Annotated in this window: 12 protein-coding genes and 3 tRNA genes; 4 read left to right on the top strand and 11 right to left on the bottom strand. The window is 72.4% G+C overall.

Going from position 1 to position 13,477, the window contains the following annotated elements; all coding sequences use genetic code 11:
- The first annotated feature begins 42 nt into the window (after positions 1-42).
- The gene (locus ACIQFY_RS06910) at positions 43-420 is read left to right on the top strand and encodes a hypothetical protein (RefSeq protein ID WP_326495439.1); all 378 of its coding nucleotides are present in this window, start codon (positions 43-45) and stop codon (positions 418-420) included.
- Positions 421-710: 290 nt separating this feature from the next.
- Here the strand turns inward: ACIQFY_RS06910 and ACIQFY_RS06905 are convergent.
- The 5 genes from ACIQFY_RS06905 to ACIQFY_RS06885 all read right to left on the bottom strand — a co-directional run bounded on the left by ACIQFY_RS06905 (position 711) and on the right by ACIQFY_RS06885 (position 3,371).
- A tRNA-Met gene (locus tag ACIQFY_RS06905) sits at positions 711-787 on the bottom strand.
- Positions 788-819: 32 nt separating this feature from the next.
- Positions 820-891 (bottom strand) — tRNA-Thr (locus ACIQFY_RS06900).
- A gap of 92 nt (positions 892-983) precedes the next feature.
- Positions 984-2,201 carry a peptidoglycan DD-metalloendopeptidase family protein gene (locus ACIQFY_RS06895; RefSeq protein WP_326495438.1) on the bottom strand — a complete coding sequence of 406 codons (1,218 nt, stop codon included), beginning with the start codon at positions 2,199-2,201 and terminating at the stop codon, positions 984-986.
- A gap of 179 nt (positions 2,202-2,380) precedes the next feature.
- On the bottom strand, positions 2,381-3,202 hold the full coding sequence (locus ACIQFY_RS06890; RefSeq protein WP_326495437.1) for an inositol monophosphatase family protein: 822 nt from the start codon (positions 3,200-3,202) through the stop codon (positions 2,381-2,383).
- An 87-nt stretch (positions 3,203-3,289) separates the two neighbouring features.
- Positions 3,290-3,371 (bottom strand) — tRNA-Tyr (locus tag ACIQFY_RS06885).
- A gap of 118 nt (positions 3,372-3,489) precedes the next feature.
- Here ACIQFY_RS06885 and ACIQFY_RS06880 point away from each other — a divergent pair.
- Positions 3,490-3,978: a YajQ family cyclic di-GMP-binding protein gene (locus ACIQFY_RS06880; RefSeq protein ID WP_066655250.1), complete on the top strand. Its 489-nt coding sequence runs from the start codon at positions 3,490-3,492 to the stop codon at positions 3,976-3,978.
- A gap of 10 nt (positions 3,979-3,988) precedes the next feature.
- Positions 3,989-5,449: a cardiolipin synthase gene (gene cls, locus ACIQFY_RS06875; protein WP_400338966.1), complete on the top strand. Its 1,461-nt coding sequence runs from the start codon at positions 3,989-3,991 to the stop codon at positions 5,447-5,449.
- Between the two features lie 42 nt (positions 5,450-5,491).
- Here cls and ACIQFY_RS06870 read toward each other — a convergent pair whose 3' ends face one another.
- From ACIQFY_RS06870 to ACIQFY_RS06855, 4 genes are read right to left on the bottom strand one after another with little or no spacing between them, the layout of a single operon-like run.
- Positions 5,492-6,613 carry a heparan-alpha-glucosaminide N-acetyltransferase domain-containing protein gene (locus ACIQFY_RS06870; RefSeq protein WP_400338965.1) on the bottom strand — a complete coding sequence of 374 codons (1,122 nt, stop codon included), beginning with the start codon at positions 6,611-6,613 and terminating at the stop codon, positions 5,492-5,494.
- 10 nt (positions 6,614-6,623) lie between these two features.
- The gene (locus ACIQFY_RS06865; protein ID WP_400338962.1) at positions 6,624-7,994 is read right to left on the bottom strand and encodes an FAD-dependent oxidoreductase; all 1,371 of its coding nucleotides are present in this window, start codon (positions 7,992-7,994) and stop codon (positions 6,624-6,626) included.
- A 57-nt stretch (positions 7,995-8,051) separates the two neighbouring features.
- Positions 8,052-9,128, bottom strand: a complete 1,077-nt coding sequence (locus ACIQFY_RS06860) for a polyprenyl synthetase family protein (RefSeq protein WP_066655261.1) — start codon at positions 9,126-9,128, stop codon at positions 8,052-8,054.
- A 32-nt stretch (positions 9,129-9,160) separates the two neighbouring features.
- Positions 9,161-9,952: a demethylmenaquinone methyltransferase gene (locus tag ACIQFY_RS06855; RefSeq protein ID WP_066655267.1), complete on the bottom strand. Its 792-nt coding sequence runs from the start codon at positions 9,950-9,952 to the stop codon at positions 9,161-9,163.
- A gap of 84 nt (positions 9,953-10,036) precedes the next feature.
- Here ACIQFY_RS06855 and ACIQFY_RS06850 point away from each other — a divergent pair, with 84 nt between their 5' ends.
- Positions 10,037-11,296, top strand: a complete 1,260-nt coding sequence (locus ACIQFY_RS06850; protein ID WP_400338960.1) for an isochorismate synthase MenF — start codon at positions 10,037-10,039, stop codon at positions 11,294-11,296.
- A 44-nt stretch (positions 11,297-11,340) separates the two neighbouring features.
- On the opposite strand, the gene menD is transcribed toward ACIQFY_RS06850, so the two are convergent.
- Together menD and ACIQFY_RS06840 are read right to left on the bottom strand one after the other, a co-directional pair.
- Positions 11,341-13,128 (bottom strand): 2-succinyl-5-enolpyruvyl-6-hydroxy-3-cyclohexene-1-carboxylic-acid synthase, encoded by a 1,788-nt coding sequence (gene menD / locus ACIQFY_RS06845; protein WP_400338957.1) that lies wholly within the window; start codon positions 13,126-13,128, stop codon positions 11,341-11,343.
- Entirely contained in the window at positions 13,076-13,453 is a 378-nt protein-coding gene (locus ACIQFY_RS06840) for a PLDc N-terminal domain-containing protein (RefSeq protein WP_251154611.1), read from the bottom strand. The genes menD and ACIQFY_RS06840 overlap by 53 nt, the downstream gene beginning before the upstream one ends.
- Positions 13,454-13,477 lie beyond the last annotated feature (24 nt).

Genomic DNA, 13,477 nt, shown 5'->3' with positions numbered 1-13,477 from the left:
CGGGGGGACGCCGGGTACGACTCCGGGGACGGGGAGGGACTCATGGAGCACACGACGCAGTACGCGGTCCACACGGGCGACCGGTGCACCGCCATGGAGGTCGCCGGCGCGGCACTCCGACAGACCGGGCACCGGGTCGAGTCGACCGGGGGCACGATCACCGCGACGATCGGCAACCGGCTGCTGACGATCCTGCTCGGCGCCCTCGTGCACCCGGCGCGGGAGTTCCGGCGGTACGAGCTCTCGACGACCGTCACGGGGACGTCGACCACGATCACGCTCCGGCACGCCCAGCACGCCACGGCGGTGTCCGGGGGCGGCATCGGCGCGGGGCGTCGGCGGAGCGCCCGGCAGCAGGTGGAGGCGACGCTCGAACGGGCCCTCCGGGGGGCGGGCGTGCTGACCGCTCCCCCGCGCTGAGCCGCGACCGCGGCGGGCGATCGCCCGGAGCCGTTCTGCGCGTAGGAGGCACTTCTGCGCGCAGGAGGACTGGCGCTCCTGCGCACCACGAGCGGAACAGCATCCCAGGTCGAGCGCAATGGGACGGAACGGACGCGGACCGGCGGACGCGTGGAGCACGGATCGCACAGAGCACCGGTCGGCACAGAGCACAGACCGGCACAGAGCACGGGTCGGCACAGCGCCGGGCGCGCGCGGGGATGGTGCAGTCCGGGAACGACGAAAGCCCGGCGATCTGGCCGCCGGGCCTGTGGTAGCGAGGACGGGACTTGAACCCGTGACCCCACGATTATGAGTCGTGTGCTCTAACCAACTGAGCTACCCCGCCGGAGATCCGGAGCGACAACAGCTCCGGGTCGGAGCCCCGAGTCAGGATTGAACTGACGACCCCTTCCTTACCATGGAAGTGCTCTACCACTGAGCTATCGGGGCGAGTGCCGCTCGGCGGCACCAGACGAGCGTAGCAGACGTGCGACGGTGGTCGGGAACCGGACGTGTCGCCCGGGCGTGCCGCCGCTCCTCCGCTAGTTCGCGTTGGCGCGGAGCCAGGTCAGCGGGTCCACCGGGACGCCACCGACGTGGATCTCCAGGTGCAGGTGCGGACCGGTCGAGTTGCCGGTCGACCCGACCTCGCCGAGTTCGTCGCCGACGGCGACCTCCTGCCCGGTGACGACCTTGAACGTGCCGTCCTTCATGTGGCCGTACACGCTGACGAACTGCTTGCCGTCGACGTCGTGCTGCACCCACACGTCGTTGCCGAAGCCGCCGTCGTGCGCCTGCACCTTGATGACCGTGCCCGCGGCGACGGAGCGGATCGGGGTCCCTTCGCCCGGGGCGAAGTCGACGCCCATGTGGTTCGTCGAGCAGAACGAGCAGCCCTCGACCTGACGACCGCCGAAGCCCGACGTGATCGGCACCCCGGTCAGGAACGGCCACTGGATCGAGCCGTTCGGGTCGTTCGAGAAGGACGACGCGTCGACGTTCTTGTACTGCGTGGCGGACGTCACCGAGTACTGGTCGCGGGTGGTCTCGGCGTCCACGGCACCGTTGCCCACGCTGAGGGACTGTGATCCGCCGGTGGCGGTGGCGCGAGCCGCGGTGGTGTCAGCCGGCGGCACCCAGAGCGCCTGCGCCGGCAGCGACGTCGACACGACCAGCCCGGCGGCGAACAGCAGTGCGCCGACGGCGGTGACCCGCGAGGCGTTCCGGCGGAAGGCGTCACCGCGCATGCTGCCCGTGGACACCGACGACGCCGAGGCGCTGCTGATGTGACGGGTCGCACGGTCGACGCGGGCGGCCGTGGCGGTGCGCCGTGCACGGCCGCGGCCGCGGCCGGCCTCCGGAGCCCTGCCGCTGGACGTCGGGGCGGTCGCGGGACGTCGCGCTCCCGACGGACGGACCGCATCCACGACCGGGGTCGGGGCGCGCGAGGCGTCCGCCGCCGGTGCGACGTCGGGCGAGACCGGCGCGGGCGGCGTGACCGCTCCGGCGGACGGTGCCGGCCGGACCGGTGAGGCCGGCGCGAGGTCGATCGGTGAGACCGGGGCTGCGGGCGTCGTCGGGGCGACGAGCTCGTCGAACGACGGTGCGTCGACCGGGGACTGCGGAGCCGCTGCGGAGCGCGGGGTGCTGGTCGCAGCCGCTCGACGCTCGGCCTCGATGCGTGCGCGTCGCGTCAGGTGCACGACCGGCTCGGTCTCGGTGCGGGTGGGCGTCTGCGCAGTCGTGGAGGCGTGGGGCATGTGTTCGAGGCTGATCCTGATCGGGGCACGGGGCGCTCGTGTGTAACGAGCAGATAACGGGACTGGAGCACGCTAGCAGGGGCCGTCGCGCACCGCCAGTCGTCTGCACGACCGTGCACCGTCCGCGAGCGGTGCCCCACCGGACCCTGCCGACACCCGGCGGGTGCGCCTCCGGGCCGTCAGTCGACGAGCTCCTCGGACTCGAGCCGACGGACCAGGGACTCCAGCTGGTCGGCCACGGCGGGGGCCGCGAACAGGAAGGAGCGCGTGCCGCCGGCCTCCCAGATCCGGACGCTCGCTCCGGCCTCGGCGGCGACGAGCGACCCCGCCGCCATGTCCCACGGGTTGATGCCGCGCTCGTAGTACGCGTCGACGGTGCCGGCCCCGACCGCGCAGCAGTCGAGCGACGCCGCTCCCGCGCGACGAACGTCCCGCACCTCGCCGATCAGGCCGGCCAGCACCGCGACCTGCTCACGCCGACGGTCGGCGGTGTAGCCGAAGCCCGTCGCGACGAGCGTCTCCGCGAGGGACGACGGGGTCGACACGCGGAGCGGGACGCCGTCGCGTGTCGCGCCCTCGCCGGACACCGCCCGGAACACCGTGCCGGTCGCCGGCGCCACGACGATCCCCGCGAGCGCCTCCCACTGCGTCGGGTCCGCGCTCCCCCGCACGACGCCGATGCTCACCCCGTACTGCTCACTGCCGTAGAGGTAGTTGACCGTGCCGTCGATCGGGTCGACCACCCAGGTGATCCCCGTGGACCCGACACCGGAGCCAGACTCCTCGCCGTGGAAGGCGTCGTCGGGACGCGCCTCGGCGATCCGCGTGCGGATGAGGTCCTCGACCTCCCGGTCGGCAGCCGTGACGACGTCGACGATGCTCGACTTCCGGTCGGCGACCTCGACCCCCTCCGCTCGTCGGCGGGCCGCGAGCGCTGCTGCCTCACGGGCGATCGACTCGGCGAGGTCGGCGAACTGGGCGGGAGCGAGGCTGTCGGGCATGTCACCAGCCTGCCGGATCACGCCCCGGAAGGACGCCAGGCCGGGAACGGCAACAGCCCCGTCCGGACCGGACGGGGCTGTTCGCTGTGGCAAGTGAGGGATTCGAACCCCCGAAGGCTACGCCGGCTGATTTACAGTCAGATCCCTTTGGCCGCTTGGGTAACTTGCCGTGTGCGCACCCGACCGGTGTGGTCACCAACCGAAGGCGCGCTGAAGAGCATACCGGACGTCGGAGGGTGCTCGTGACCACCGAACCGGGATCCCGTCGCGCGGTTAGGCTGTCCCGCATGGCAGACAGTTCCTTCGACGTGGTCAGCAAGGTCGACAAGATGGAGGCGGAGAACGCCCTCAACCAGGCCGCCAAGGAGATCGAGCAGCGGTACGACTTCAAGGGCGCCGACGCCTCGATCGCGTTCAGCGGCGAGGACGTCCTCATCAAGGCGAACTCCGAGGAGCGCGCCAAGGCCGTCCTCGACGTGCTGCAGACCAAGGCCATCAAGCGGAACATCTCGTTGAAGAGCCTGGACGCCGGAGACCCGTACCCCTCGGGCAAGGAGTACCGCATCGAGGTGAAGTTCAAGAACGGCATCGAGCAGGACGTCGCCAAGAAGATCGGCGCGTTCCTCCGCGCGAACGCCCCGAAGAGCGTGAAGAGCCAGATCCAGGGCGACGAGCTCCGCGTCTCCTCCAAGAGCCGCGACGACCTGCAGAACACGATCCAGCTCCTCAAGGGTGAAGAGTTCGACGTGCCGCTGCAGTTCATCAACTTCCGCTAGCGCCGCGCCCGTGGAGCACTGGCTCGGCGTCGCGGTCACCGTCCTCCTGGTCCTGCTGGACCTGGCGATCCGCGTCTTCTCGATCATCTACGTCCCCTACAACCGGAAGCCGCAGACCGCGACGGCCTGGTTGCTCGCGATCTTCCTGATCCCCTACATCGGGTTCATCGTCTTCATGGTCATCGGGTCGACGAAGCTGCCGAAGGCACGGCGCGAGAAGCAGACCGAGATCAACGCGTACATCCTCGAGCAGACCGAGGGCATCGAGCGTGTGCGCCGCGACCACCCGTGGCCGCTGTGGCTCGAGTCCGTGACGAAGCTGAACCGCGAGCTGGGCGCCATGCCCCTGGTCGGCGGCAACTCCGCCGAGCTCTACCCCGACTCGTACGAGTCGGTGCAGGAGATGACGCGGGCGATCGACCAGTCCCGGCGCTTCGTGCACGTCGAGTTCTACATCGCGACGCTCGACGACACCACCCGGCCGTACTTCGAGGCACTGGCCCGTGCCCAGGCACGCGGTGTCACCGTGCGGTTCCTGCTCGACCACTGGGCGAGCCGCGGGTACCCGGGCTACAAGGACACGCTCGCGTTCCTCGACCGGGCCAACATCGAGTGGCACCTCATGCTGCCGCTGCAGCCGCTGCAGGGGAAGTTCCAGCGGCCCGACCTGCGCAACCACCGGAAGATCATGGTCATCGACGGCTCGGTGGCCTTCACGGGCTCGCAGAACCTCATCGACCCGTCGTACGACCTGCAGTCGCACATCGAGAAGGGCATGGTCTACAAGGACCTGTTCGCCCGGTTCGAGGGTCCCGTCGTCGCGGGGCTCAACGCCCTGTTCGTGACGGACTGGTACAGCGAGACCGACGAGCTCCTGCTCCGCGAGAGCGACCCCGTCCAGCGCGCCGACCGCGGCGACGCGCTCGACTGCCAGGTCGTGCCGTCCGGGCCCGGCTTCGACGGTGAGAACAACCTGCGCCTGTTCAACGCGCTGCTGTACTCCGCACAGGAGAAGGTGTCCATCACCTCGCCCTACTTCGTCCCCGACGACTCGATGCTCTACGCGATCACCACGACCGCCCAGCGCGGGGTCGAGGTCGAGCTCTTCGTCGGCGAGATGGGTGACCACGCGATGACGTGGCACGCACAGCGCTCCTACTACGAGGAGCTCCTGCGCGCCGGTGTCCGGATCTGGCTCTACCGGGCGCCGACGATCCTGCACGCGAAGCACTTCACCATCGACGACGACGTCTCCGTCATCGGGTCGAGCAACATGGACATGCGGTCGTTCAGCCTCAACCTCGAGGTCTCGGTGATGGTGCGCGGCAGCCGGTTCGTCGATGCGCTCCGCGATGTGCAGGCCGCGTACAAGGACGCGTCGTTCGAGCTCACCCTGGACGCGTGGCTCGAGCGACCGCGCCGGTCCCAGGTCCTCGACAACGTCGCGCGGCTCACCGCCGCCCTGCAGTAGGGACCCACGGCCGGGAGGATCGGCGACCGCCCGCCTCCCCGGTCAGGGCGCTGCCGGCACCAGACGGGTGAGGCGAGCGACCACGCGCTCGAGCGGTCCGCTCCCGAGGAACGTGCGCCACAGCATCGCGAACAGCACCGAGCCGATCGCGAACCCCGCCCACACCGTGCCCGACTCCGGGTACTCCGGCAGCAGCGCGATCACGACGAGGTGCCCGGCGTAGACCGTCAGCGGCATCGACCCCACGGCGGCGAGCGGGAAGGCGATCCGCGAGACCGTCCGGCCGCGGCCGTCGAACACCAGGGTGCACAGGGCGAGCACCGCCACCGCGACCCCGGCGGTCCCGACGACGTCGACGACCGACGACGAGTGGTCGCGCGGGGACAGCAGCAGCTGCGCGAGCGCCACGGCTCCCCCGCTGCCGTCCGGCGCCCACGGGACACCCGGGAACGCTTCGACCCCGGCGTCGACCGGGACCGGCGCCAGGACGTTGCCGACCACGTAGGCCGCGACGGCGACCAGCAGCCCGGACGCGAGGAGCGCGACCTGCGCACGCCGCGCCTCCAGTCCGACCCTGGCGACCGCGAGACCGACCAGGACGTACGCCAGGAAGGTGACCACCGGGTAGACGAGCCCGAGTTGCACCTCCCACATGCCGGCGCCGGCGTAGGACGGTGCCGACGCGAGCGCGACCACGGGCGACAGCAGCGCGCACACCGCCGCGGCGACGAGCAACCAGCCCGGTCGCCACCGGAGCGCCGGCAGCACCAGCAGGAAGAGCGCGCCGTACGTGGGCAGGATGACGTAGACGGGTGTGCCGAGCGCCATGAGCAGGAGCCCGACCGCGACCACCGCCACGGCCCGGATCGCCAGCCGTGCTCGGATCCGCCCGATGACCGGTGGTCCTGGCGGATCCGTCCGTCCGCTCGTCAGACCGATCGAGACGCCCGCGAGCACCGCGAACAGGGTGGAGGGCCGTCCGTGCGCCACGGCGGACCACGTGCCGGGGTCACCCCAGTCCACGGCCTCGGCGATGCCGCCGACGTGGGCCGCCATCATGCCGAGGAGCGCGAGCGCTCGCGCCACGTCGACGCCCTGCAGACGACCGGGCGCGACGAGCACGCCCCGCATCGCGGCGGGCGGTGCGGGGCGTGACGCGGTCATCGTGCTGCGGTCAGCTCGTGGGCGAGGGCATGCGTCGGAGCGAGACGTCGACCATCTCGTCGCGCGGGACGACCTTGATGCGCTCGCGACCCTCCGCGGCGCCCAGGGCCTGCTCGTGCTCGTCGAGGGCGTGCCAGCCGTCGAGGTCGGTGTAGTCCACGCCGCGCTCGCGGAGCAGTGCCGGGACCGCCTCGGGCGACGGGTCGGCCGGCGTCCACCACGACGCCTGGTCGTTGACGATGTGCTGGACGGTCTCCATCGCGTCGGACTTGGTGTGCCCGATCAGGCCGACCGGGCCACGCTTGATCCACCCGGTCGCGTAGACGCCCGGGAGCGGCGAGCCGTCCTCGTCGAGCACCTGGCCCTCGCGGTTCGGGATGACGCCGGTCTTCTCGTCGAAGGGCACACCGGGCAGCGGGGAGCCGAAGTAGCCCACCGCTCGGTAGACGGCCTGCACGGGGAGCTCGCGGACCTCGCCGGTGCCCTCGACGCCGCCCTCGCCGTTCGGCCGGGTGCGCTCGTACCGCAGTGCCGTGACGTGGCCGTCCTCGCCGACGATCTCGACGGGCTTCGCCCAGAAGTGCAGGTGGAGCCGGCGACTGGCCTGCCCGACCTCACGCGTGCGCCACTGCTCCAGGACACGGTTCATCACCATGACCTGCTTGTTGGTCTGGATCGCGGTGAGCGATGCCTCGTCGTGGTCGAAGTCCTCGTCGTACACGACCATGTCGACGTCGCGGAGCTCACCGAGCTCGCGGAGCTCCAGCGGCGTGAACTTCACCTGCGCCGGACCGCGTCGTCCGAACACGTGCACGTCGGTGACCGGGCTCGCCTGCAGCCCCTCGTACACGTTCGCCGGGATCTCGGTGGGCAGCAGGTCGTCGGCGTGCTTCGCGAGGATGCGGGACACGTCGAGCGCGACGTTGCCGTTGCCGATCACCGCGACGCTCGACGCCGTGAGCGGCCACGTGCGCGGCACGTCCGGGTGCCCGTCGAACCAGCTGACGAAGTCCGCGGCACCGTGGGAGCCGTCGAGATCGGCCCCGGGGACGTCGAGCTCGGCGTCCTTGATCGCGCCGGTCGAGAACAGCACGGCGTTGTAGTGCTGCTTGAGGTCGTCGAGGGTGATGTCCTCCCCGAAGCGCACGTTGCCGAAGAGTCGGACGACTCCGCGGTCGAGGACGTCCCGCAGGGCGTTGACGATGCCCTTGATGCGCGGGTGGTCCGGTGCGACGCCGTAGCGGACCAGGCCGTAGGGCGCGGGGAGCTGCTCGAAGAGGTCGATCGACACGTCGGTGCCGTGCGCCTCGCGCAGCAGGATGTCCGCGGCGTAGATGCCGGCGGGGCCGGCGCCGACGATGGCGATTCGCAGGGTGGGCACTGATGTCTCCAGTTCGTTCGGGCGGGTGCTCCCGATGGGCCTCGGTGGGCCCTCGTGTCAGCGGCTGCGTTCGACGACGGACTCGGCGAAGCGGGTCAGCGCGCGCTTCACGGTGCCGTCGGGCAGCGGTTCCAGGGCCTCGACCGCCTCCTCCGCCCAACGGACGGCGACGGCGCGGGTGGCGGTGGTGGCTTCGTGCTCGCGCAGCGCGGCGACGGCCGACCGGTACGGCGCGGAGTCCACGGCGTCGTCGGGGGCGTCCTTCACGTCGTGCTCGATCCGGGCGAGCAGGTCGGCCGCGCCGTCGTCGGCGGCGGCCAGGCGACGCAGCTGCAGCAGCGGCAGGGTGTCCACGCCGGCGCGCAGGTCGTTGCCGGCGATCTTGCCGGTGCGGTCCTTCGCCGGGGCGAGGTCGATGACGTCGTCGACGAGCTGGAAGGCGACGCCGACCTTCTCGCCGAAGGTCCCGACGGCGTGCAGGTAGGCGCGGTCGGCTCCGGAGAACATCACGCCGGCGCGGGCCGCCGTGGCGATCAGCGAGCCCGTCTTGTCGCTGAGCACCTGGATGTAGTGCTCGACCGGGTCGTCCCCGGGCTGCGGGCCCGTCGTCTCGTGCAGCTGCCCCATGCAGAGGCGCTGGAAGGTCTCCGCCTGCATCCGGATGCCCTCGGTCCCGAGGTCGGCGGTGATCAGGCTGGCACGTGCGAAGAGCAGGTCGCCGGTCAGGATCGCGACGTTGTTGCCGTAGGTCACGTGCGCCGCCGGGACCCCCCGGCGGACCGGGGCCTCGTCCATGACGTCGTCGTGGTACAGCGACGCCAGGTGGGTGGTCTCGATGCTCACCGCGGCCTTGACCACCGCGTCGGTCACCCCGTTGCCCAGCTGCGCGATGAGCAGCGTCAGCGTCGGCCGGATGCGCTTGCCGCCCGCCGAGAGCAGGTAGCGGCTCGTGGTGTCCGCCAGGGTGTCGGTCGAGCGCATGGCCTCCTCGAGGCCCTGCTCGACGAGCTCGAGCCCGTCGTCGACCGCGCTGATGAAGCGGCGCTCGGACGGGGTCGCGAACAACCGCTCGCCGATGCCCAGCGAGGCGCGGAGGCTCGGTGCGCGGCGTGCGACCGGGACGCTCGGGTTCAAGTGCTGCTCCGTGTTCGGGGTCGGGTGACCGGTCAGGCGTCGCCGGGTTCGACGCTCGGCTGCTCGCCGGTGTGCTGGTGCTCGCGACGGGCCTTCGCCCGGCGGGCGACGGACTCGCGGACCGTGCCCGCGACGGGCTTGCGGCCGCGGTGCAGCGCCACGATGCCCGCGGTCAGGTTGCGGTGGGCGACCATCGTGAAGCCGACGCCGCGCAGCCACTGGCTGAGGACCTGCTGGTCGGGCCACGCCTCGATCGACTCGGCCAGGTAGCGGTAGGCCGCCGGGTTGCTGCTCGACAGCCGCGCGATGCCCGGGAGCACGCGCTTGAGGTACGCGCCGTAGCCGAAGCGCAGGAGCGCCACGGGCGGCGTGGAGAACTCGCAGATGACCAGTCGGCCCCCGGGCTTGAGCACCCGGAGCATCTCGGTGATCGCCTGCATCGGGTCGTTGACGTTGCGCAGGCCGAAGGAGATCGTCACCGCGTCGAACGAGTCGTCGTCGAACGGCAGGTGCTCCGCGTCACCCTCGACGAACGTGATCTCCGGGTGCCGCTCGCGCCCGACCGCGATCATGCCCGCCGACAGGTCGAGCGCCGTGACGTCGGCGCCCTTCTTCGCGAACGCCGCTGCGCTCGTGCCCGTCCCGGCCGCGATGTCGAGCACCCGCTCGCCCGGCTGGGGGTCGACCGCACGGACCGTCGCGACGCGCCACAGCGGGGCGTTGCCCGCCGAGAGGATGTCGTTCGTGAGGTCGTACTTCGCGGCGACGTCGTCGAACATGGCCGCCACCTCGTCCGGCCGCTTGCTCAGGTCCGCTCTGCTCACCGCACCATCCTAGAGGTCGCGGCCCCGGGCTGCCCGGACGCCCGGCCGGGGTCCGGCGGGTCGCTGCGCGCGTACGATCGGTCCGTGACCCGAACCACCACGGCGGCCCCCTCGCTCACGGTCTCGACCCGGATACTCGACGACCCGGGGGACGTCCTGCGCCACACCCTGCGGGACGCGCCGCTGGCGTTCGTCCGGAGCGGTGACGGCATCGTCGGGATCGGCGAAGTGCTCCGGTTCACGTTCTCCGGAGCCGACCGCATGCGGCAGGCGTCGGCGGTGTGGCGTGACCTGGTGCAGGGCGCCACGGTGGACGACCCCGTGCAGCTGCGCGGCACCGGGCTGGTCGCGTTCGGGTCCTTCGCGTTCGCCGACGACTCCGCCGAGCAGAGCGTGCTCGTCGTGCCGCGCGTGGTGATCGGCAAGCGCCGCGGCAAGGCCTGGCTCACCGCCGTCGACACGACACCGGACCCGCAGCCCCTCGCGTTCTCGCGGACCTCGGTGCCGGTGCCGGCCGTCGGCGGGCACGTCTCGGTCGCCTTCGGCCCCGGCCGGGTCGACGAGGACGCCTACGCCGCGTCCGTCGCGGACGCCGTCCGTCGGATCACCGCAGGCGAGGCCGAGAAGGTCGTCCTGGCGCGCGACCTGGTCGGCACGCTGCCCGCCGGTGCCGACCGACGGGCGGTCCTGCTCGACCTGGCGGCGGCCTACCCGCAGTGCGTCACCTTCGCCGTCGACGGACTCGTCGGAGCGACCCCGGAGACCCTCGCCCGGACCGACGGCACGGAGCTGTCGGCGCGGGTGCTCGCCGGGAGCGCCGCGCGCGGCGACGACCCGGTGTCCGACCGGGCCGCGGCCGAGGCCCTGGCGTCGAGCGCGAAGGACGTCGAGGAGCACGGCTTCGCGATCACCAGCCTGCTGCAGGCGCTCCGGACCGTCGCCACCGACGTCCGCGCGGACCCCGAGCCGTTCCGGCTCCAGCTGCCGAACCTGTGGCACCTGGCCACCGACGTCCGCGCGACCCTGCCGGTCGGCACCACCTCGCTCGACGTCGCCGACGCCCTGCACCCGACCGCGGCCGTGGCGGGCACCCCCACCGACGTCGCCGTCCGACTGGTCGCCGAGCTCGAGGGCGTCGACCGCGGTCGCTACGCGGGGCCGGTCGGCTGGCTCGGCGCGAACGGCGACGGCGAGTGGATGCTCGCGCTCCGCAGCGCCCGGATCGACGACGACGGGACCGTGCGCGCGTGGGCCGGCGCGGGGATCGTCGCGGGGTCGGACCCGGCGCGCGAGGTCGCCGAGACCGCCCTGAAGTTCCGTCCGATCCGCGACGCGCTCGCCTGACCCCTGACCCCTGACCCCTGGCCTTCGGTCCCTGGCCCCCGTGGTCAGTCGGTCAGCGGCACCTCGACCACCAGGCGCTGGGCCGGATCGGTGAGTGCACCCTCGAGGTCGCCCCACGTCCCGGCCCGTCGGTAGGACCAGCCGAGACCGGTCACGACACGCTCGACGTCGACGTGCTGCGGTGTCGTCATCATGCGGCGCATGTCCTGCTCCGGGGTGGTCGCGGCGACCTCCAGCCCGCGGAAGATCGCACCGCCACCGTCGTTGCCGACGACGACCTGGACGCGGTGCGTCGGCTCCTCGGTCCCGGTGACGAACGCCCCGAGGTCGTGCAGGAAGGTCAGGTCGCCGACGAGCACCCGCGTGGTGCCGACGGAGTCGGGCGTCCGTTCGAGCGCGGCCGCGATGCCGAGTGCGGTCGAGACCGTGCCGTCGATACCGGCGAGACCGCGGTTGGCGTGCACCCGGACCTTCTTGCCCGGGACGTGCGCGTCGGCGACACGGATGAGCTGCGAGGCACCGAGGACGAGCCGGTCGTGCGGCCAGGTGGCGCCCCAGACGGCGTCGACCAGCATGGTGCGGTCGACGGGCCTGCGACGCAGGGCGACCTCGTCGCGCAGGTACCGGTTGCGCTCGGCGCGGTCCCCCGACCGCTTCGCGTCGAGGTCCGGACCGGCGTCACCGTCCCCGAGGAGCGCGCGACTGGTCGTCACCCACCGCCCGACCCACGCGCGGTGTCCCGGGGTGGTGCGGCCCGTCACGCGGACGTCGGACACGAAGGTGGTCGCGGCGTCCGGCCGGGAGGCACGGGCCGGGTCGAACGGGTCGGCCCCGGGTCCGCGGACCACGATCGTCTCGACGTCGGCCCGCTGCAGCAGGGCCGGGACCTCGCGACTGAGCGTCGGGTGTCCGAGGACGACCGCGCGACGGACCGCTCCGCCGAGCTCGGGGTCGCGCAGCAGCTCGCGGTAGGCGACGACCAGGTTGCGCCCGAACCGCGCGCCGCTCGACACCTCGGCCAGCAGCGGCGCACCGAGCTCCCAGGCGATCCGTTCGGCGTCCTCGCCGGCGTCGTGTCCGGCGATGACGACCGTCGCGGGTGCGTCGTCCGGCGCGAGTTCGACGACCGGCAGTCCGGCGTGCACCCGACGACGGGCGTGGTCGGTGTCGACCTCGTCGTGCGGCACGGCGGCGACGTCCTCGGCACGCAGCCCGGCGGAGAGCGGTTCGCGGAACGCGACGTTCAGCTGGACGGGACCGGGCTGCCCGGTGTGCCCGGCGGCGACGGCGACGGCCTCCCGGGCGAGCGTCCGGACGGCGTCCGCGTCGACAGCGCCGTCCGCGGTGGGCGCCTGCACGTCGCGCACGAAGGACACGGCAGGGCCGAACATGCCCGGCTGGACCGTGGTCTGGTTGCTGCCGATGCCCCGCAGCTCGTCCGGCCGGTCGGCGGAGAGGACGACCATCGGCACGCCGGAGTGGTGCGCCTCGAGCACGGCCGGGTGCAGGTTGGCGACGGCGGTGCCCGAGGTCGTGACGACCGCGGCCGGACGGCCGGACTCGACGGCGAGCCCGAGGGCGAAGAACCCGGCGGTCCGCTCGTCGAGCCGGACGTGCACCGTCGTGCCGCCCGCGCGCTCGAGCGCGACCGTCGCGAGGGCGAGCGCCTGCGACCGGGAGCCCGGGCTGACGACGACGTCGGTCACCCCGGCACGGGCGAGTTCCCGCAGGAGTGCCAGGGCGAAGTCGGTGGCAGCGCTGCCGGACCCCGCGGACCCGTCAGCGATCGGCGGGGCGGTCGTCGTCTCGTTCGTCGCGGTCGCGTCGTTCATCGCGGAACTGGTCCTCGAGGTCTCGGAGGGTTTCGTCGTCCTGGTCCGTTCCGGTGCGGAGTGTCCCGGGGCCGCGCGGGCCGCCGAGGAAGTCGGGGTCGTCTTCGGGTCCACGGTACCGGGGCGTCGGCCCCGGGGTGGCGGGCGCCCGGCCGAGCACGAACCACAGCAGGCCACCGAGCACCGGGAGGACGAGCACGAGGAGGATCCACCACCCGCGCCGCAGGGAGCGGATGCGCTGCCGCGGCATGGTCGCGCAGTCGATGACCGCGTAGACCGTGAAGGCCACGGCGGCGACGGCGATGATCAACCACAGACGGACCATGCGACGACTCTAGGCAGCGCGCCT

Origin of the sequence: Curtobacterium sp. NPDC092190 (assembly GCF_044755625.1) — a bacterium.
In the GTDB taxonomy this organism is placed as follows: domain Bacteria; phylum Actinomycetota; class Actinomycetes; order Actinomycetales; family Microbacteriaceae; genus Curtobacterium.
Note: the sequence above shows the minus strand (reverse complement) of the source record. Positions and strands in the feature narration are given on the sequence as shown.